Annotated in this window: 19 protein-coding genes; 11 read left to right on the forward strand and 8 right to left on the reverse strand. The window is 65.5% G+C overall.

Features of this window, described 5'->3' with window-relative positions:
- Positions 1 to 3 precede the first annotated feature (3 nt).
- Complete coding sequence (locus RT513_RS11020; protein WP_313534033.1) at positions 4 to 354, reverse strand: hypothetical protein; 351 nt, start codon at positions 352 to 354, stop codon at positions 4 to 6.
- Positions 355 to 775: 421 nt separating this feature from the next.
- Here RT513_RS11020 and RT513_RS11025 point away from each other — a divergent pair, with 421 nt between their 5' ends.
- The 5 genes from RT513_RS11025 (at position 776) to recA (ending at position 5788) form a co-directional block, all read left to right on the forward strand.
- Positions 776 to 1885: a sulfate/molybdate ABC transporter ATP-binding protein gene (locus RT513_RS11025; RefSeq protein ID WP_088214987.1), complete on the forward strand. Its 1110-nt coding sequence runs from the start codon at positions 776 to 778 to the stop codon at positions 1883 to 1885.
- Positions 1882 to 2880, forward strand: a complete 999-nt coding sequence (locus tag RT513_RS11030) for a sulfate ABC transporter substrate-binding protein (RefSeq protein WP_290690247.1) — start codon at positions 1882 to 1884, stop codon at positions 2878 to 2880. The genes RT513_RS11025 and RT513_RS11030 overlap by 4 nt, the downstream gene beginning before the upstream one ends.
- The gene (cysT, locus tag RT513_RS11035; protein ID WP_290690244.1) at positions 2877 to 3731 is read left to right on the forward strand and encodes a sulfate ABC transporter permease subunit CysT; all 855 of its coding nucleotides are present in this window, start codon (positions 2877 to 2879) and stop codon (positions 3729 to 3731) included. Before RT513_RS11030 ends, cysT begins: the two co-directional genes overlap by 4 nt.
- A complete protein-coding gene (gene cysW / locus RT513_RS11040) occupies positions 3728 to 4570 on the forward strand; it encodes a sulfate ABC transporter permease subunit CysW (protein ID WP_290690241.1) in 843 nt (280 codons plus the stop codon). Before cysT ends, cysW begins: the two co-directional genes overlap by 4 nt.
- A 150-nt stretch (positions 4571 to 4720) precedes the next feature.
- Positions 4721 to 5788 (forward strand): recombinase RecA, encoded by a 1068-nt coding sequence (gene recA, locus RT513_RS11045; RefSeq protein ID WP_290690238.1) that lies wholly within the window; start codon positions 4721 to 4723, stop codon positions 5786 to 5788.
- Between the two features lie 33 nt (positions 5789 to 5821).
- On the opposite strand, the gene RT513_RS11050 is transcribed toward recA, so the two are convergent.
- From RT513_RS11050 to trpC, 5 genes are all read right to left on the reverse strand, one after another.
- Positions 5822 to 6049, reverse strand: coding sequence for a hypothetical protein (locus tag RT513_RS11050; protein ID WP_290690237.1), 228 nt, complete (start codon positions 6047 to 6049; stop codon positions 5822 to 5824).
- Between the two features lie 510 nt (positions 6050 to 6559).
- Complete coding sequence (gene lexA / locus RT513_RS11055; protein WP_035743074.1) at positions 6560 to 7246, reverse strand: transcriptional repressor LexA; 687 nt, start codon at positions 7244 to 7246, stop codon at positions 6560 to 6562.
- 62 nt (positions 7247 to 7308) lie between these two features.
- Complete coding sequence (gene glp, locus RT513_RS11060) at positions 7309 to 8493, reverse strand: gephyrin-like molybdotransferase Glp (RefSeq protein WP_290690233.1); 1185 nt, start codon at positions 8491 to 8493, stop codon at positions 7309 to 7311.
- The gene (gene moaC / locus RT513_RS11065) at positions 8490 to 9005 is read right to left on the reverse strand and encodes a cyclic pyranopterin monophosphate synthase MoaC (RefSeq protein WP_290690261.1); all 516 of its coding nucleotides are present in this window, start codon (positions 9003 to 9005) and stop codon (positions 8490 to 8492) included. Before moaC ends, glp begins: the two co-directional genes overlap by 4 nt.
- Positions 9006 to 9112: 107 nt before the next feature.
- Positions 9113 to 9922, reverse strand: coding sequence for an indole-3-glycerol phosphate synthase TrpC (gene trpC, locus RT513_RS11070; RefSeq protein WP_290690258.1), 810 nt, complete (start codon positions 9920 to 9922; stop codon positions 9113 to 9115).
- Between the two features lie 90 nt (positions 9923 to 10012).
- Between trpC and RT513_RS11075 the strand changes: the two genes are divergently transcribed.
- The 4 genes from RT513_RS11075 to RT513_RS11090 all read left to right on the forward strand — a co-directional run bounded on the left by RT513_RS11075 (position 10013) and on the right by RT513_RS11090 (position 14764).
- Positions 10013 to 10354 (forward strand): hypothetical protein, encoded by a 342-nt coding sequence (locus RT513_RS11075; RefSeq protein WP_290690230.1) that lies wholly within the window; start codon positions 10013 to 10015, stop codon positions 10352 to 10354.
- A 192-nt stretch (positions 10355 to 10546) separates the two neighbouring features.
- Positions 10547 to 11335, forward strand: coding sequence for an inositol monophosphatase family protein (locus RT513_RS11080; protein WP_035743068.1), 789 nt, complete (start codon positions 10547 to 10549; stop codon positions 11333 to 11335).
- Between the two features lie 465 nt (positions 11336 to 11800).
- Positions 11801 to 13636, forward strand: a complete 1836-nt coding sequence (locus tag RT513_RS11085) for an ABC-F family ATP-binding cassette domain-containing protein (RefSeq protein ID WP_290690227.1) — start codon at positions 11801 to 11803, stop codon at positions 13634 to 13636.
- Between the two features lie 36 nt (positions 13637 to 13672).
- Positions 13673 to 14764: a CaiB/BaiF CoA-transferase family protein gene (locus RT513_RS11090; RefSeq protein ID WP_313534039.1), complete on the forward strand. Its 1092-nt coding sequence runs from the start codon at positions 13673 to 13675 to the stop codon at positions 14762 to 14764.
- A gap of 207 nt (positions 14765 to 14971) precedes the next feature.
- Here RT513_RS11090 and RT513_RS11095 read toward each other — a convergent pair whose 3' ends face one another.
- Positions 14972 to 15430: a hypothetical protein gene (locus RT513_RS11095; protein ID WP_290690224.1), complete on the reverse strand. Its 459-nt coding sequence runs from the start codon at positions 15428 to 15430 to the stop codon at positions 14972 to 14974.
- A gap of 263 nt (positions 15431 to 15693) precedes the next feature.
- Between RT513_RS11095 and RT513_RS11100 the strand changes: the two genes are divergently transcribed.
- Positions 15694 to 16128 (forward strand): SufE family protein, encoded by a 435-nt coding sequence (locus RT513_RS11100; protein WP_088214996.1) that lies wholly within the window; start codon positions 15694 to 15696, stop codon positions 16126 to 16128.
- A gap of 3 nt (positions 16129 to 16131) precedes the next feature.
- Here the strand turns inward: RT513_RS11100 and RT513_RS11105 are convergent, their stop codons facing one another.
- Positions 16132 to 16878, reverse strand: coding sequence for a type 1 glutamine amidotransferase domain-containing protein (locus RT513_RS11105; RefSeq protein ID WP_290690222.1), 747 nt, complete (start codon positions 16876 to 16878; stop codon positions 16132 to 16134).
- Between the two features lie 164 nt (positions 16879 to 17042).
- Here RT513_RS11105 and RT513_RS11110 point away from each other — a divergent pair, with 164 nt between their 5' ends.
- Positions 17043 to 18134, forward strand: coding sequence for a PA0069 family radical SAM protein (locus tag RT513_RS11110; RefSeq protein WP_290690220.1), 1092 nt, complete (start codon positions 17043 to 17045; stop codon positions 18132 to 18134).
- Positions 18135 to 18295 lie beyond the last annotated feature (161 nt).

Consider the following 18295-nt stretch of genomic DNA (forward strand, 5'->3'; position numbering starts at 1 on the left):
AGTTCACCCGGAGATTACGCCGCCGTCCAATTTCCACCACTTCCGAGACACGACCCTTACATCGGCGCCCACCGGCTGATCCAGCACGAGCGCCACGTCCAGATCCGGCGTGACGGGATATTTCAGCCCGAGGATGTAGGTGTTGAAGTTCCCCATCACGCCACCGCCGGTTGACACCGGCAGGCCGTTCAACCGCCCGCTCGAGTCGAGATTCACCGTGCCGAGGCTCAACTCCACATAGCGACCCTCTTCGAACAGGATCGAGGATGACGTGAAGGTGCGCTCGATAGCAGCAGCCTGTGCGAGAGTGGCGGACAACCCGAAAAAGGCCGTCGTGAGCAGCAGTCGTTTCATTTTCCCCCCTTTTGGGCGCGGCCTGCGGCACGCCCTTGTGATGAGGCTAGATAACGCATGCGAGCGGTCAACGGTAACCCAAGGGAAAGCAGATCGTTTTTTGCGCGCGCGGCGATGATGCTACACCTGTGGTTGCGTGAATTCCTGTGATGGCGAGTATTTCTCAGCCGCCGCCGAATCCGGGCGACCGTTCCGCAGTTGCGCCTGCGAGGCGGCGGATGTTCCGACGGACGGCCACGGGCAGGATTTTCTTTCTACGGGCCAGCAATGGTGAGTTGGTTGAAGGGATAAGTATTCTATAAAACGTAGATCATATAGCATGTTATGCTTTCAACGGTGCCAAAATCGCCCATCCCGTTTCCTTGTTCAGGGTGTTCGCCGCCTCTAGCTTCCGTTGACCCGGAACCCGAGGAAAATGGTAATGGCTCTGATCATCGAAAGGCTCACCAAACGCTTCGGGACGACGGAAGTGCTGCGGGGAATCGGGCTGGAAATCGGCTCGGGGGAGCTTGTCGCGCTGCTGGGGCCGTCCGGTTCCGGCAAGACGACGCTGCTCAGGATCATCGCCGGGCTGGACTGGCCGGATGCGGGCGCGATTTCCCATGACGGGACGGATTGGCTGGCGCTGGACGCGCGGACCCGAAACACCGGGTTCGTGTTCCAGCATTACGCGCTTTTCCCGCATATGACGGTGCGCGACAACATCGCCTTCGGCCTGACAGTGCGCCCCCGCTCCAGCCGTCCCGCGAAGGCGGAGATCGCGGCGACGGTGACGGAGTTGCTGAACTTCCTGCAGATTGCGCATCTTGCCGACCGTTATCCGGCCGCTCTTTCCGGCGGGCAGCGGCAGCGGGTGGCGCTCGGACGCGCGATGGCCATCGGGCCGGAAGTCCTGCTGCTCGACGAGCCCTTCGGCGCGCTGGATGCCGCCGTGCGCCGCGATCTGCGCCGCTGGCTGCGCGAGGTGCACGAGGCGCGCGGCACGACCACGGTCTTTGTCACCCACGATCAGGAGGAGGCCTTTGAACTGGCCGACCGGGTCGTGGTGATGGGCGAGGGGCGGATCGAGCAGATCGGCACGCCCGACGAGATCTACGACCATCCCGCGACACCCTTCGTGGCCCGTTTCCTTGGCGCGACGGTCGAACTGCCGGTCACGCTCAGGGCAGGGCGGGTGGAGGCTGCGGGCGTGGATGCGTCCCACCTGCCACGCGTGGCCTATCCCGACGGGGCTGCGCGGCTGTTCCTGCGCCCCGGTGAGATCAGCCCGGCGGTGGATCGGACATCCCCGTTCACGGTCTCGACCATCGTCAGCACCGGCGCGACGCTCCGGCTGTGCGTGACCGGCCCGGGCGGGCTGTCCTTCGATATCGAGGTTCCGCGCCGGTCGAGCGGGGTCGCGGATATCCGCACCGGCACCCCGATCAGGCTGCGCCCCGAAGCGGGCCGCGTCTTCGCCGACGGAAAGCGCGCCCCCCAAGCCGCGCCGCTCGTCGCTCCCACCGCCATACTCAAGGAGAACCGTTCGTGAAACACGCCCTTTTCGGAGCCGTCCTTGCCGCAGGGCTGGGCTTCGCCGCGCCCGTTCTGGCGCAGGACAAGCTGCTCAACGTGTCCTACGACATCGCACGCGAGCTTTTCGCGGCCATCAATCCGGCCTTCGCCGAGAAGTGGAAAGCCGAAACCGGTCGCGACGTGACGATCGACCAGTCGCATGGCGGATCCTCCCGTCAGGCGCGCGCGATCCTTGAGGGGTTGCCCGCGGACGTGGTCACCTTCAATCAGGTCACCGATATCGACGTGCTGGCCGAAGGCGGTCTGATCGCGAAGGACTGGCGTGACCGGCTGCCGAACAATGCCTCGCCCTATTACTCGCTGCCGGCCTTCCTCGTGCGGCAGGGGAACCCGAAGAACATCAGGGACTGGTCCGACCTTGTCCGCGACGATGTGAAGGTGGTTTTCCCGAACCCCAAGACCTCCGGCAACGCGCGGTATACCTATCTCGGCGCCTATGCCTTTGCGCTGGATCAGAACGGCGGCGATCAGGCGAAGGCGCAGGCGTTCGTGAAGAAGCTCTTCTCCAACGTCCCGGTGTTCGACACGGGCGGCCGCGCCGCGACGACGACCTTTGCCGAACGCGAGATCGGCGACGTTCTCATCACCTTCGAGGCGGAGACCGGCGGCATCGCGCGGGAATATGGCGACAAGGGGTTCGAGCGTGTGACCCCCTCGCTCTCCGTCATGGCGGATTTTCCGGTGAGCGTGGTGGACGAGGTCGCCAAAAAGAACGGCACGGAGAAGCTGGCGGCGGACTATCTGGATTTCCTCTACGCGCCGGAGGGGCAGAAGATCCTCGCCGAGCATTTCTACCGCGTGCATGACGAAGCCGCAGCGGAAGAGTTCGCCGAGAACTTCCCGGAGGTGAAGCTGGTGACGGTGGACGATGTCTTCGGCGGCTGGGAAAAGGCACAGGCCGAGCATTTCGCCGAAGGCGGCATTCTCGACAGCGTGTTCGTCAACCAATGAGCCTCTCCGCCCCCTCCACCGCGCCGGTGCGGCCGAAACGGGTGCTTCCCGGTTTCGGCCTCTCCATCGGCGTGACGATGATCTACCTCACGGTGATCGTGTTGGTGCCTGTCGCGGCGCTGGTGCTGAAGGGGGCGGATATCGGCTTCGCGCGCTACTGGCAGATCGTCACCGGCCCGCGCACGCTTGCCGCGTTTCGGCTCACGCTGACGGCGGCGGCGATGGCGACGGTCGTCAACGCCGTCTATGGCCTGCTGATGGCATGGGTGCTGACGCGCTACGACTTTCCCGGCAAGCGGCTGCTGGACGCGCTGATGGATGTGCCCTTCGCGCTGCCTACGGCGGTGGCGGGCATCACGCTGACGGCGCTTTTCGCCGGGAACGGCTGGTTCGGCATGTGGCTGGAGGCCGCTGGCTTTCCGGTTGTCTATACGATCTGGGGCGTGGCCATCGCGATGGCCTTCACCTCCATTCCCTTCGTGGTCCGCACGGTGCAGCCTGTGCTGGAGGATCTGGATCACGCGCTGGAGGAGGCCGCGACGACGCTGGGCGCGCGGCCGTTCACGATCTTCCGCAGGGTGATCTTTCCGGCGATCCTGCCCGCCTTTCTGGCCGGGGTGACGCTCTCCTTCGCTCGCTCGCTCGGGGAGTTCGGCGCCGTGGTGTTCATCGCGGGCAACCTGCCGTTCGAGACGGAGATCGCCTCGCTGCTCGCCGTCATCCGGCTGGAGGAATACGACTATTCCGGCGCTGCCGCCATTGCGCTGACGCTGCTGCTCTTTGCCTTCGTTCTGCTCGTGCTGTCCAACCTGCTGCAATCCTGGGCGATGCGCCACAAGGAGGCCGCATGACCGCCACCGCCACCGCCGCCGCCACTGGTGCGCTTGCGCCCCGCCGGAGCCTGCTGGTTCCCCGGCTGCTGATCGGGCTGGCCGTGGCGATGACGCTGGCGCTCGTCGTCGTGCCGCTCGTCTATATCTTCTGGCGCGCCTTCGGGCAGGGATGGGCGGTCTGGCAGGCGAATATCCTGCATCCCAACACGCTGCATGCCATCTGGCTCACGACGCTCACCGCGCTCATCGTGGTGCCGCTGAATGTGGGATTCGGGCTTGCTGCTGCGTGGCTGGTGGCGCGTTTCCGCTTCCCGGGGCGGAAGTTCGTCATGGCGCTGGTGGAGATCCCGTTCTCCATTTCGCCGATCATCGCCGGTATCTGCTACCTGCTTCTCTACGGGCGGCAGGGGCTGCTGGGGCCTTGGCTTGCTGCGCATGACATCCAGATCCTCTTCGCCCTGCCGGGCATCATCATGGTTACCCTGTTCGTCACCGCTCCCTTCGTCGCGCGGGAGGTGCTGCCGCTCATGCAGGCGCAGGGAAGCGAGCAGGAGCAGGCGGCCGTCACCCTCGGCGCGTCCGGCTGGCAGGTGTTCCGGCGGGTGACACTGCCGAACATCCGCTGGGCGCTGCTTTACGGTGCGGTGCTCTGCACGGCGCGGGCGGTGGGAGAGTTCGGCGCGGTTTCCGTTGTTTCGGGCAATATCCGCGGTCAGACGAACACACTGCCCCTGCAGATCGAACTGCTCTACAACGACTACAACGCCGTCGGCGCCTTTGCTGCCGCCACCGTTCTGACGTTGATCGCTCTGCTTGCCCTCATCGCCAAGGCTTTCGTTGAGGCGCGTCGGTCATAAACCTTCTGTTAACCTCGCCGTGAGATCGTCGATCCTCAGAGAATTCTATTGATTTGTTCTCGTTTTGATCGCATAGATGATGAGAACAATGAAAGAACTTCCGGCGAAGGTTGCCGGTCGCGGCAGGCTGTGACAAGAAGGGCGCATCACATGGCAATGGCGAACCTCCTCGACATGACGGACAAGCGCGTGAGCGACAAGCAAAAGGCCCTCGACTCGGCGCTCGCCCAGATCGAGCGGCAATTCGGCAAGGGCTCTATCATGAAGCTCGGGGTGGACAGCCCCGTGACGGAGATCGAGTCGACTTCGACGGGGTCGTTGGGCCTCGACATCGCCCTTGGTATCGGCGGTCTGCCGAAGGGGCGTATCGTGGAGATCTACGGCCCTGAAAGCTCCGGCAAGACCACGCTCACCCTTCACGTGGTGGCGGAGGAGCAGAAGAAAGGCGGCGTCTGCGCCTTTGTGGATGCGGAACACGCGCTCGACCCCTCCTATGCGCGAAAGCTGGGCGTCAATCTGGATGAACTGCTGATCTCCCAGCCGGATACGGGTGAGCAGGCGCTGGAGATCGTGGATACCCTGGTCCGTTCGGGCGCCGTCAACCTGGTGGTGATCGACTCGGTGGCCGCCCTCACTCCCAAGGCGGAGATCGAGGGTGACATGGGCGACAGCCAGGTCGGCGCTCAAGCGCGTCTGATGAGTCAGGCGATGCGGAAGCTCACCGCTTCGATCGGCCGGTCGAACTGCATGGTGATCTTCATCAACCAGATCCGCATGAAGATCGGCGTGATGTTCGGTTCTCCCGAAACCACTTCCGGCGGGCAGGCGTTGAAATTCTATGCCTCCGTGCGCCTCGACATCCGTCGGACCGGTTCCATCAAGGATCGGGATGAGGTGGTGGGCAACACCACGCGGGTGAAGGTGGTCAAGAACAAGGTCGCGCCGCCCTTCAAGCAAGTCGAATTCGATATCATGTACGGCGAAGGTATTTCCAAGACCGGCGAACTCCTCGATCTCGGCGTCAAGGCTGGGGTAGTGGACAAATCCGGCTCGTGGTTCTCCTACGGCGATGAACGCATCGGTCAGGGTAGAGAGAACGCCAAGCAGTTCCTGAAAGACCATCCCGAGGTTGCCTCCACCATCGAGGATCGTATCCGTGCTGCCCATGGTCTCGATTTCGCCATTGCGGAGAACGATGGCGACATGGTCGAGGATTGAGCAAGGAGGCCGCTTTCAAGCGGCCTCTTTCATTCAACGGGTCAATGGACACCCATTGAATCCGCGACGTTGTACCTCTGTCAGCACACTTTCCTTCGTCTCCGGTTGTGTGCGCGGGTTGCCATAGAGCTTGCACAGATTGGTCAGGGACATGCCTGCGAGCTCCTGAGCGCGCTGCTCGGGCGTGTTGTTCTCCCGATGATTGGACGAAGCCTGTCCACATCCGGCAAGCACTGCCATGACCAAAAGCATCTTTTTCATCGTTCATCCTTTCCAAAATGACCGCTATGGGAGCATTTCATTTGCTATGACCCCCGATAGCTTGTCCATCCGATGCTAGAGGCCGACTCAAGGAGAGCACCGGACATGAAGGGAGTACTCTGCCCCCTGAGAACTGGACCGTTTGAAACTGGAGTTTTCGGCTAACCTTCCCTGGCTGGGAGAGTAGCTGAACACAGGCTGGTTCATGGCGCGTGCTGACGAGCGCGAGAAGATAGCGGCTTGACTCAAGGCTACCATGAGGACGCCCTCACGGTGCGATCGGTTGCGAGACCCCGATCAGACCTCCCAAACTCCGCAGCAGAACTGGCCAGCTGCCTCGACAAAAGCCCGGAAATCCCAACCCCGGTCGACCCAAGGTTCGCTCTCGCACCGATGTTCGCTGATGCTCCATCGAAGCAAGCGCTGAACGTTTTCACGTCAGGGAAAGACGAAGGGAGCCTTAAAAACTTCAATCGGAAAGCCATAGAAAGCCGCCGATTACCTCAACTGTCAGTAGCTTCGAATAAGCCCGACAAGCCGACCCTGCACCTTCACCTGATCGTCACGGAGAAGGCGGGTTTCATAAGTCGGATTTGCCGCTTCTAGCGCGATCATCGAGCCACGCCGCCGGAAGCGTTTGAGCGTTGCTTCCTGACCCTCGACCAAGGCGACGATGATGTCACCATTGTCTGCCGTGAGCTGTTCGCGAATCACCACGATATCACCGTCATTGATCCCGGCTTCGATCATGGAATCGCCACGCACCTCCAGGGCGTAGTGATTTCCGCGACCGGAAAGCATCTGCCCGGGCACCGCGACATGATGCGATATTTCACTGATGGCCTCGATCGGAGTACCCGCTGCGATTCGTCCCATCACCGGCAGCTCCGTTGCGTGGATCGGGGTGACAGGACGTGCACCCTTTGGCTGGGAGGGGCGATCTCCGTCAATGACGCGGGGCGCGAAGCTTGCTTTCTCCATCGCCTCCGGCAACTTGAGGATCTCGATGGCCCGTGCGCGATGGGCGAGTCGGCGAATGAATCCGCGTTCCTCGAGCGCAGTGATAAGGCGATGAATCCCGGATTTGGAGCGGAGATCCAGCGCCTCCTTCATCTCATCAAAAGAGGGGGGAATGCCGTCGCGCTGCATTCTTTTATTGATAAAATCCAGAAGTTCCAATTGCTTGCGCGTCAGCACGGAAACTCTCCCGCCAGTATGTTCCGCTTAAGTTCTAACGGTGTTCGTGCTTTGTGTCAAACTTAAAAAGGAAACCAAGTCACTGTTTCCCCGGCTTTTCTCGCCGGGTCGCCTATGGGGCGGAAGAGGAGTGCATTCGAACCCGAAAGCACCGCAATGAGCGAGCTGTCCTGACTTTCCGCCGGATGCAGCAAGGGAAGCGCTCCGGTCTCTTCGAGCCGTGCCCGCATGAAATGCGCGCGGTTACCGTTCCCGGCGATATCGCGGGCGAGGCGGGCGGTGCGAGGGCGTGGAAGGGGGTCCGGGTGGCCCTGCATCGCCCGCAGCATGGGGAGCAGAAACAGCGCGGCGCAGACCATGGCGGAGGCCGGATTGCCCGGCAGCCCCAGAAGCGGCACGCTCCCCCTCCGTCCGGCCATCAGCGGTTTGCCGGGGCGGAGGGCAATGCGGTGGAACTCCAAATCAAGCCCGAGGTCTTCACCGCGTTGCGACATCAGGTCATGATCTCCGACGGAGGCCCCCCCGATCGTGACGATCAGGTCGGCGCCCGCCGTCAGGTCCAGCACCGTTCTCAGGGCATCGAATTCATCGCGGGCGAGGGGAAGGATGCGGGCGATGCCGCCCTCCGCCTCGATCATCGCGGCGAGGGCGAAGGAGTTGGCGGAGACGATCTGGTCTGGGCGCGGCGTCTCGCCGGGCATGACCAGCTCATCGCCAGTGGCGACGATGGCAACGACCGGGCGGCGATGGACGCGGACATCGGGACGATTCATGGCGGCGATCAGCGCCAGATCGGCGGGAGAAAGGCGGCGTGGTGCGGCCAGCGTCGTGCCGACCGCGAAGTCACCCCCGCGCGGGCGGATGTAACTGCTCGCGGGATCAACATGGGCAAGCGTGACCAGCGTGCCATTCCGGCTCGTGTCTTCCTGCGGGACGACAGCAGCCGTGCCCTGGGGCACCGGCGCGCCGGTAAATATGCGGAGCGCCTCTCCTGGCGACAATCGACCTGCATGGGCATGTCCGGCGCCGGCTTCACCGATCACACGGAGCTTTGCCCCGGCATGGTGATCGGCGGCGGTGATTGCATAGCCATCCATCACTGAGGCATCGAAGGGCGGTTGATCGCGCTCTGCCAGCACGGGCTCCGCAAGCACCCGGCCGGCGGCCTCCCGGAGGGGCACCGTCTCCACCGCCAGCGGAGAGACGAGGGCCAGAACCCGGGCCTGCGCCTCCTCATGCGGGATCACGGGGCGTCTCCGGCGGTGTAGAGACCGGAGCGGCCACCATCCTTCATCAGCAGGCGAATGTCGGAGATGACCATACCCCGCTCGACCGCCTTGAGCATGTCGTAAACGGTGAGCGCAGCGACCGTGACGGCGGTCAGGGCCTCCATCTCCACACCTGTCCGGCCAGTGGTCCGCACTGTCGCCTCGATCCTGAGGCCCGGAAGCGCGTGATCGGGCACGAGGTCCACGGCAACGCGGGAAAGCGGCAACGGGTGGCAAAGGGGGATCAGCTCGGCGGTACGCTTGGCGGCCATGATGCCCGCCAGACGGGCCACACCGATGACATCGCCCTTTTCCGCCGCACCGGTGAGGATGCGGGACAGCGTGGCTTCCGTCATCCTGACGCTACCCGCAGCCGTCGCGGTGCGGGTGGTCACGTCCTTTTCGGTCACGTCGACCATATGGGCGCGGCCTTCCGCATCGAAATGCGTGAGGCGCTGGCCGATGCCTTCGCCAGCCGTGGCCCCGGTCATGGGGGCGGGCGGCTCCACGGGGGACTGGCTTGCTCCGCCGTCAGCAGCAGCCCGCGGGCCATTCCCGAGCGAACCGGCGACAGCGGAACCGGCGCGGGAAGGCTCGCTCACCCCATCGCTCCGACCATGGGGTTGGCCAGCAGAGTGCGCGTGGCGGAGGCGACATCCTCCTGCCGCATGAGGCTTTCCCCGATGAGGAAACAGCGCGCGCCGTATTGCGCCAGATCGGCGAGATCGGCGGGCGTGGACATGCCGCTTTCTGCAACGATCGTGCGCTCCGGCGGGACAAGCCGCGAGAGACGGCGGGTCACGTCGAGACTGGTCTCGAACGTATGCAGGTCGCGGTTGTTGATCCCGATGAGCGGCGAGGTGAGGTGCTGGGCGCGGTCCAACTCCCCCTCGTCATGCACTTCGATGAGCACATCCATACCCCAGTCCTTCGCAGCGCCCTCCAGCTCCGCGGCAAGGCTGTCGTCCACCGCAGCCATGATGATGAGGATCGCATCGGCGCCAAGGGCGCGCGCCTCCGCCACCTGATAGGGGTCGAACAGGAAATCCTTGCGGAGCGCCGGAAGATCAACCGCTTCACGCGCCGCGATGAGGTAGCTGTCGTCCCCCTGGAAGGACGGTCCGTCCGTCAGCACCGACAGGCAGGTCGCCCCGCCCTCGGCATAGGCGCGGGCGAGAGCGGGCGGATCGAAATCGGCGCGGATGAGACCCTTTGAGGGGCTGGCCTTCTTGATCTCCGCGATCAGGCCGTAGCCGCCGTTCGATGCCTCGATCAGCCGCTCGGCGAAGTTGCGGGGCGCGGAGGCGGCGCGCGCGTCGGCCTCCACATCGGAAAGCGGCCGCGCGGCCTTGCGGGCGGCCACTTCTTCGAGCTTGTAGGCCCGGATCTTGTCGAGGATCGTCGTCATGGCCGGAAGGTAGCGCCGCCGCCGCTCAAAGGAAAGGGCCGCGCGCGGATCGGGCTTGCGGGCGGGGCGACATGGCGGCAACAGTGCCGCATGGCAGACACAGTTCCCTCCCTCGCGCTTGTGCCGGAAGTCCGGCGGAGCGCGGCCTGGCAGGCCGCTTTCGCGCCGCCCGCCCGGGAGGAACGGCCGCCTTTCGGCATCGGCCACAATGGCGGCCCTCCCTTGCAGGGCCTGGGAATGGTGCTGCGCTGGCAGGCGGAGGTGAAGGCCGCGTGGAAAGCCCCGGTCGAGGTGGTGCGGCGGCGGATGAAGCTCGCCGAGGCCTGCGGACTGACCTACCGGGAATACACGCTGGAGATACTGGAGCGGGGGCGCTGGCTCACGCCCGGACAGGACAGCGCGCGAATCGCGCAGATCATCGCGGGGCGGTGACAGAGCACGCTCCTATCCCGGGCCAATCCCGGGGAGCACGGCATCCGGCTTGCCGGGGGAAACAGCCGGACCCGGTTTCGCACGGCAGGCGGAAGACCCTCAGGGCCGGTCCCGCTGGCATCCGCAGAATGAGGCGCTTTCCTTATCCTTCCGCAGCCGCTATATGCGCGAGCTGATCGAAAGGAGCCTAGCATGCGGGGCAGCGCCAATCTCAACCTGATGATCAAGGCCGCGCGGCGCGCGGGCCGGAGTCTTGTGAAGGACTTCCGGGAGGTGGAAAACCTTCAGGTCTCCTCCAAGGGGGCCGGGGATTTCGTCTCCAAGGCCGATATCGCCGCCGAGCAGATCATCAAGGAAGACCTTCTTGCCGGACGGCCGACCTACGGCTGGCTGGGCGAGGAGACGGGCGCCATCGCGGGCGCGGATCCGACCCGGCGGTGGATCGTCGATCCGCTCGACGGAACGACCAACTTCCTGCACGGGCTGCCGCACTGGGCCGTTTCCATCGCTCTGGAGCACAAGGGGGAGATCGTCTCCGCCGTGGTGTTCGACGCGGCCAAGGACGAGCTTTACTGGGCGGAGAAGGGCGCGGGCGCCTGGATGAACGAGCAGCGTCTCCGCGTCTCCGACCGTCGCACGATGATCGAGTGCATCTTTGCGACCGGTGTTCCTTTCGGCGGGCGCAGCACGCTGCCGGCGACGCTGAAGGATCTCGGGCGGCTTATGCCGGTCTGCGCCGGTGTGCGGCGCTGGGGGGCGGCGGCGCTCGACCTCGCCTATGTCGCGGCGGGGCGCTACGATGGCTATTGGGAACGCGGGCTGAACCCCTGGGACATGGCGGCAGGTCTGCTGCTGGTGCGCGAGGCTGGTGGCTTTGCGGAGGCCGTCCGCAAGGACGACGACCCGATCGAAAAGGGCACCGTTCTGGCCGCGAACGCGAATATCTTCGACGGTTTCGCCAAGATCATCCGCGAAGCCTGACAGTCGGTTGGAAAAAGCTTTCAGGTCTGCGTTTGAGTGAAATCCTTCGCAATCCGGCGAAATCCAGCCGGAGATCTGGACATTTCGGATCATTCATGGGCCGATTTGCCGATTTCCAGAACCTGGACATGAGACGCCTGAACCTTTGAGCAGCCTGCCAAGGAACCCTGCCCCGGGCAGGGTTTCAGTCTGGCACGCCAAGCGGTGCGCCTGCGGACGCAACGGCCGCGGACCGCCGAGCGACCGGTCTGCCCGCTCCAAAGCGGGACGGACCGTAGGCACCGAGGTGACCACCGACATCGTGTGGGTCTGCCCGCTCAGAGCGGGACAGACCGCCCGCAACGGCGTGCCGCCGTCACCCGCTTGACGTGACCGTCATGTCATTCGGGGGGGCGGAGCGGCAGGCAGGCTGATGGACCGCAAGCGCCTGTTGACCTCCGCCCGGCGCGGCACTAGGCCAGCGCCATGGCACGCGCTCCCCTTCTCCAGCTTTCTGGCATCTCTCTCACCTGGGGTGGAAACCCCGTTTTCGCAGGTCTCGACCTTGTGGTGCAGCCCGGCGACCGGCTGGCGCTCGTCGGTCGCAACGGCTCCGGCAAATCGACGCTCATGAAGGTCATGGCGGGGCTGGTGGAGGCCGATGCGGGCGAAAAGGTGCTCTCTCCCGGAACGCATGTCGGCTACATGGAGCAGGAGCCTGACCTGTCGGGCTTTGCCACGCTGGGCGACTTCGCGGCGGATGGCCTGCCCCCGGGTGAGGAATACCGTGTCGCGATGGCCGCCGAAGGGCTGGGCTTCCGCGCCGAAGCGCCGGTTGCCACGGCATCGGGCGGGGAGAAGCGGCGCGCGGCGCTGGCAAAGCTTCTGGCGGGAGAGCCGGAACTGATGCTGCTCGATGAGCCGACCAACCACCTCGACATTTCCGCGATCGGCTGGCTGGAGGAGACGCTCTCCACCACGCGCTCGGCCTTTGTGCTGATCTCCCACGACCGGGCCTTCCTGCGCCGCCTCGCCCGCGGAATGCTGTGGATCGACCGGGGGGAGGTGCGCAGGCTGGATCAGGGCTTCGACGGTTTCGAGGACTGGCGCGACCGCATCTGGACGGAGGAAGACGCCGCCCGCCACAAGCTCGATCGTAAGATCAAGTCGGAGGCGAAATGGGCGGTGGAAGGCATCTCCGCCCGCCGCAAGCGCAACCAGGGCCGTGTCCGCGCGCTTGCCGCGCTGCGGGAGGAGCGGTCCTCCATGATCCGCCGTCAGGGCACGGCGGACCTCGCGCTGGAGGCTGGAAACCAATCCGGGCGTCTCGTCGTGGAGGCCAGCCATATCTCCAAGACCTTTGGCGAGCGGACGATCCTGCGCGACTTCTCGCTCCGCATCCTCAGGGGCGACCGGGTGGCCTTCGTCGGACCGAACGGCGCGGGCAAGACCACCCTCATCGGTATGCTGACGGGGCAGATCCCGTCCGATACCGGCGCGGTGCGGCTCGGCACCAACCTTGAGATCGCCATCTTCGATCAGGCCCGCGCGCAGCTGAACCCGGCGCAGACGCTGTGGGAAAGCCTTACGGGCGACCCGGAGATGCGCGTCTCCGGCCAGTCGGATCAGGTGATGGTGCGGGGGCGGCCGAAACACGTGGTGGCCTATCTGAAGGACTTCCTGTTCGACGAGCGGCAGGCGCGCGCGCCGGTCAGCGCGCTGTCCGGCGGGGAGCGCGCGCGGCTTCTGCTCGCGCGGATCATGGCGCGCGAGTCGAACGTGCTGGTGCTCGACGAGCCGACCAACGACCTCGACGTGGAAACGCTGGACCTGTTGCAGGATCTGCTTGGCGAATATGAGGGCACGGTGCTGTTGGTCAGCCACGACCGCGACTTCATAGATCGTGTCGCGACCACGACCGTCGCGATGGAGGGGGACGGGCGCGCCACCGTCTATGCGGGCGGCTGGAGCGACTACCGCGCCCAGAAGGCGGGCGCGGCACCTGCGTCTGCCGATGAGCCGAGGGGCCAATCCCGCAGGGCGGAGCCGAAGAAAGAGGACGCCGCGCCCCGGCAGGAAAGCGCGCCGGATCGCACCGGTCTCAGCTTTACCGAAAAGCACCGGCTGGAGGCGCTGCCCGCCATCATCGCGCGGCTGGAGGCGGAGATCGCGAAGCTTACCGATTTTCTCTCCGATCCCGAGCTATTCACGCGGGAGCCTGCCAAATTCGCAAAGGCCAGTTCCGCGCTGACGGAGCGGCAGGAGGCGCTGTCACTGGCGGAAGAGGAATGGCTGGCGCTTGAGGAACGCGCCTCCGGCTGACGCGGGATACGCCGGGATCAAAAAAGGGGGGAGAGGATGACGGAAGTGAATGGCCCGCTCGCGGGGATCAGGGTTGTCGAGTTCGCGGGGCTGGGACCGACCCCCTTCACCGCCATGCTCATGGCGGACATGGGGGCGGAGGTCATCCGTATCGAGAGACCCGGCAGCGAAAGCCTGCTTGGTCTGGACTACGACATCCTGAACCGGGGCAGGGGATTCATCCGGTTGGATCTGAAGAATGCGGAGGACAGAGCGACGGCCCGCGCCCTCGTCTCCCGCGCCGACGCGTTGATCGAAGGGATGCGGCCCGGTGTCATGGAACGGCTGGGCCTCGGCCCGGATGATTTCCCTGAGAACCCGCGTCTCGTCTATGGGCGGATGACGGGCTGGGGGCAGACGGGGCCGCTCGCCCCCGCGGCGGGGCATGACATCAACTACATCTCGCTCTCGGGTGCGCTGCACGCGATCGGGCCGCAGGAGATGCCTGCGGTTCCTCTGAACCTGATAGGGGATTTCGGGGGCGGTGCGCTCTATCTCGCCTTCGGCATGGCTGCTGCGCTGCTGGAGGCTGCCCGCTCCGGCAGGGGGCAGGTGGTGGACGCCGCGATCACCGATGGCACGGTGCATCTCATGTCGATGATCTACGGCATGCGCGCAGGCAGCCGCTGGCAGGACCGGCGTGGCGCGAATCTTCTGGACGGGGGCGCGCCCGAATATGGCTGCTATCGCTGTGCGGATGGCCGTTTCGTTTCGGTCGGGTCGCTGGAGCCGAAGTTCTATGCCGAACTGCTGGCGCGGCTCGGCCTGAATGCCGCTGACCTGCCGGACCGCTCCGATCCCGCGAACTGGCCGAGCCTCAGGGAAACCTTCGCCGCCGTCTTTGCGACGCGCAGCCGTGACGCGTGGTGTGCGGAGATGGAGGGGACGGATGTCTGCTTCGCCCCCGTCCTGTCGATCGACGAGGCGGCCAGCCATCCGCACAACGTCGCGCGTGGGGCCTTCGGGGCGTGGGACGGTGTCGTGCAGCCCGCACCGGCGCCCCGCCTGTCTCGCACGCCGGGCGTGGTGCGTGAGACGAGCCAGACGGAGCCGCTGGCGGTGCCGGACATTCTGGCGCGCTGGGACTGACCTCGTAGGCTGTCGAAAAAAGCCGGCCACCTCGCCGGGCTTGCGATGAAAGCCAGAACATCTGTCCGGTCACGCGTCAAAAACTGCGGTTTCCGGGGCGCTCCTCAACAATGTGGGAAAAATCTTCGCCCCAAGGCAACCGCGGAATGCTTTTTCAGCGGCCTGCAAGGGGCGGCGGCGCGAAGGCGCCCTCCTCCTGCGCACCGGTCAGCGGGCGGTCACGCTCCGCTGGTTGGTTTCTCCGACGACGACGATATTGCGGATACCCTCAAGCTGATAAGCGTTGATGAACCGCGCTGCCGTCACCTCACGCGCAGTGGTTGAGCCTGCGGGAACGGGCGTACCGGGCGGGACGGCGACGAACCGGTAGGTCATCGTGCCGTTTTCGGCCGGGCCCTGCGGAAGCAGCGCGACGTTCCAGTAGCCCTGGGTCGGCGGGAGCCCGGTGGCGCGGACGATCACGCCGCCCGGGGCCTGATCGATTGTCAGTCCCGTCACCTGCGCGACCAGCGGCCGGGTGTCCACGGTCGCGGCGGCATAGCCTTCCTCCGGCTCCAGCGTGTCCGGAGCCGAGTTCGACCCCGCCCAATTCATCGGATTCCAGCGCGAGGCGCAGCCACCAAGCGCGATGACCAGCGTCAGGGCGGCGAGCAGCGGTATCTTCATCGGACGTCCCTCGTTCTTGGCTTCTTCGGTAGCCGAAAGGGCAGCAGTTGGAAAGCCAATTCCCGCTCGGCCTTTGCGCCGCCGGACATAGGGGCGCGCTCGCGAGCCGCGTTTGCTGCCGCGCGGTTTCGGACGCCGGGTGGAGCGCTGGCCTCCGCGCGACGGAGAGGCGATTGCCCGCCTCCCTTCCAAAGCTACTTCGGCGGCTGGGGCTGGACGAGGGGCGGCGGGACGCTTAGGTCCAGTGCCAAAGGAGACCTGCCGTGGCCACGCCAGCTTTTGAAGACATCGCCGACACGTTCGACTTCCTCGACGACTGGGAGGACCGCTACCGCCATGTAATCGAACTGGGCAAGGCGATGCCGCCGCTCGACGATGCCTTCCGCGTGCCCGCGACCAAGGTGGATGGCTGCGCCAGTCAGGTCTGGATCCGTCCCGTGATGGAGGGCGCGGGCGCGGATGCGGTGTTTTCCTTTGAAGGCGACAGCGACGCGATGATCGTAAGGGGGCTGATCGCCATTCTTCACGCGCTCTATTCCGGGCTGACCGTGGCAGAGGTGCGCAAGGTGGATGCACCGGGTGAGCTGAAGCGGCTCGGCCTTGACGAGCACCTGTCATCGCAGCGCTCGAATGGTCTCCGCGCCATGGTGCGCCGGATCCGCGACGTGGCGGATGCAGAGGCTGCCCGCGCCTCCTGATCCTTATCCCGGACGCCGGAAGAGCGCGGGCGGAACCAGTTCCAGCGTCGGCTGCGCGCCCTGCATGTCCGCCAGCGCGCTCAGCACAAGGCGGGCCACCGGCGCCGCGGAGGCCGGATTCTGCCCGGTGACCAGTCCGCCGTCGCGAAGCGCATGGGGCCGGAACAGGTATTCGTTGCGGCCGATCCGCGCGCCGCGCTCTACCAATGCCGCTTCGATGGAATAGGGGGCGGGGCCTGCAGTCGAAAGCTCCGCGTCCGGGGCGGTGCTGATCCGCCGCCGCCGTACTATCGGCTCTCCCTCTGCGTCCAGCGCCGTCAGAAGCGCCGCCGCTCCGGTGGAGACGGTCGCGACAATACCGCCCTTGGCCAGAACGGCCGAAACAAGCGCGCCGACCTCCGGGGTTTCGTGCAGATCCCACAGCGGCCCGACACCGCCCGGAAAGAACAGCGCGTCGAAATCCTCGGCCTTGGCGGCAACGATGGGCAGCGTGCCTTGCAGCAGCTCCATCTCCTGCCCGCGCTCCTGAAAGCGACGGACGGAGCGGGAGATGCGCCCATGCGGGCCATCGACCTCCGATCCGGGCAGACCCGTCGCCTCTCCGCCGAGAACCGATCCCACGACCACCTCGTGCCCCGCATCGCGGAAAGCCCAGTAGGGGGTGACGAACTCCTCCCAGTGGAAGCCTGCCGGTGTCCGGTTTCCGCCGGTTTCGCGCCGTGAGGTCAGGACGAAGAGGATGCGCGCCATGGAAACTCCTTTCGGGACTTCCCCCTGCTTAAGGGAGTGAAGCCCTCAGGGGAAACCCACAAGTGGGAGAGGTCGGCGGAAAGGGGCCGGTGCTCCCGCCTCAACCGGCGAAAGACCGCCGGAAGCCAGTTGTTATGTTCGCTAAATGTTCTAATACTGCCCGCATGGCGAAGATCGGCGATTCTCCTCTCCCTCCTCATCTGCGGCTCCGGGCGCGCGGGGCCGGCAGCAATGCCAGCGGCAGGTTCGAAGCGGAGCGGAGGGAGGTGTTCCATGACGGATGGGACATCCCGGAGGAGGAGCGCCTACTCCGCACCGAACTGCGGATCGAACGTCCGCGAAGCGCCATCACCCGCAACAAGTCACCCGACGTCGGCTTCGACCGCTCCATAAATCCCTATCGCGGGTGTGAGCATGGCTGCATCTATTGCTTTGCCCGGCCCACCCATGCCTATCTGAACCTCTCGCCCGGGCTGGACTTCGAGACGAAGCTCATCGTGCGCCCCGGCATACATGAGGTGCTGGCGCGGGAGCTGTCTTCGCCGAGATATGCCTGCGCTGTCATCGCCATCGGCACCAACACCGACCCCTATCAGCCGGTGGAGGCGAAGGAGCAGGTGATGCGGCGGGTGCTAGAAGTGCTCAGCGAATTCAACCATCCGGTGGCCATCGTCACGAAAGGCGCGCTGATCGAACGGGATATCGACATTCTCGCTCCCATGGCCGCTTCCGGCCTCGCCGCGGTCGGGGTCTCCGTCACCACGCTGGACCCCGACATCGCGCGCAGGATGGAGCCGCGCGCGCCTGCGCCCGCCCGGCGGCTGGCTGCGATCCGCAGGCTGGCGGAGGCCGGCATCCCGGTGCGCGTCATGGCCTCTCCGATGATACCGGCGCTCACCGATCATGAGATGGAAGCGATCCTCGAGGCAGGGCGCGACGCGGGTGCGACCACGGCCAGCATGATCCCGCTCCGCCTGCCGCGGGAGGTGGCCGACCTGTTCCGCGACTGGGCGGAGCAGAGCTTTCCCGACCGTGCCGCCCGGATCATGGGACGCGTGCGGGAGCTGCACGGCGGGCGCGACTACGATCCGGCCTTCGGCAAGCGGATGCGGGGGGAGGGACCATGGGCCGACCTGATGTCCGCCCGGTTCCGCGTCGCCGTGACGCGTCTCGGCCTCACGCGGGAGGGGCGGGCGCTGCGCACCGACCTGTTCCGCGTTCCACCGCGCCCGGGCGATCAGCTTTCGCTGTTCTGACTGTCAGGGATGGAGGCTTCGGAACCTGCGAAAACCCGCGCTTTCCACATCACAGATACGCGGGAACCCGCACGGAGCCGCCGCTTCGGCATTGATGGCGGCACAGGGGAAATGGTATTCGATCCGCTGCGCGCGAGGTTCCTCCGCGCCGACGGCCCTTT

The organism is Haematobacter sp. (assembly GCF_032102465.1).
Taxonomy (GTDB): Bacteria; Pseudomonadota; Alphaproteobacteria; order Rhodobacterales; family Rhodobacteraceae; genus Haematobacter.

Coding starts and splice junctions, on each gene's coding strand:
- RT513_RS11020 (WP_313534033.1), bottom strand. CDS start 354: ATGAAACGACTGCTGCTCACGACGGCCTTTTTCGGGTTGTCCGCCACT.
- RT513_RS11025 (WP_088214987.1), top strand. CDS start 776: ATGGCTCTGATCATCGAAAGGCTCACCAAACGCTTCGGGACGACGGAA.
- cysT (WP_290690244.1), top strand. CDS start 2,877: ATGAGCCTCTCCGCCCCCTCCACCGCGCCGGTGCGGCCGAAACGGGTG.
- cysW (WP_290690241.1), top strand. CDS start 3,728: ATGACCGCCACCGCCACCGCCGCCGCCACTGGTGCGCTTGCGCCCCGC.
- recA (WP_290690238.1), top strand. CDS start 4,721: ATGGCAATGGCGAACCTCCTCGACATGACGGACAAGCGCGTGAGCGAC.
- RT513_RS11050 (WP_290690237.1), bottom strand. CDS start 6,049: ATGAAAAAGATGCTTTTGGTCATGGCAGTGCTTGCCGGATGTGGACAG.
- moaC (WP_290690261.1), bottom strand. CDS start 9,005: ATGACCGGGGCCACGGCTGGCGAAGGCATCGGCCAGCGCCTCACGCAT.
- trpC (WP_290690258.1), bottom strand. CDS start 9,922: ATGACGACGATCCTCGACAAGATCCGGGCCTACAAGCTCGAAGAAGTG.
- RT513_RS11075 (WP_290690230.1), top strand. CDS start 10,013: ATGGCAGACACAGTTCCCTCCCTCGCGCTTGTGCCGGAAGTCCGGCGG.
- RT513_RS11080 (WP_035743068.1), top strand. CDS start 10,547: ATGCGGGGCAGCGCCAATCTCAACCTGATGATCAAGGCCGCGCGGCGC.
- RT513_RS11085 (WP_290690227.1), top strand. CDS start 11,801: ATGGCACGCGCTCCCCTTCTCCAGCTTTCTGGCATCTCTCTCACCTGG.
- RT513_RS11090 (WP_313534039.1), top strand. CDS start 13,673: ATGACGGAAGTGAATGGCCCGCTCGCGGGGATCAGGGTTGTCGAGTTC.
- RT513_RS11095 (WP_290690224.1), bottom strand. CDS start 15,430: ATGAAGATACCGCTGCTCGCCGCCCTGACGCTGGTCATCGCGCTTGGT.
- RT513_RS11105 (WP_290690222.1), bottom strand. CDS start 16,878: ATGGCGCGCATCCTCTTCGTCCTGACCTCACGGCGCGAAACCGGCGGA.
- RT513_RS11110 (WP_290690220.1), top strand. CDS start 17,043: ATGGCGAAGATCGGCGATTCTCCTCTCCCTCCTCATCTGCGGCTCCGG.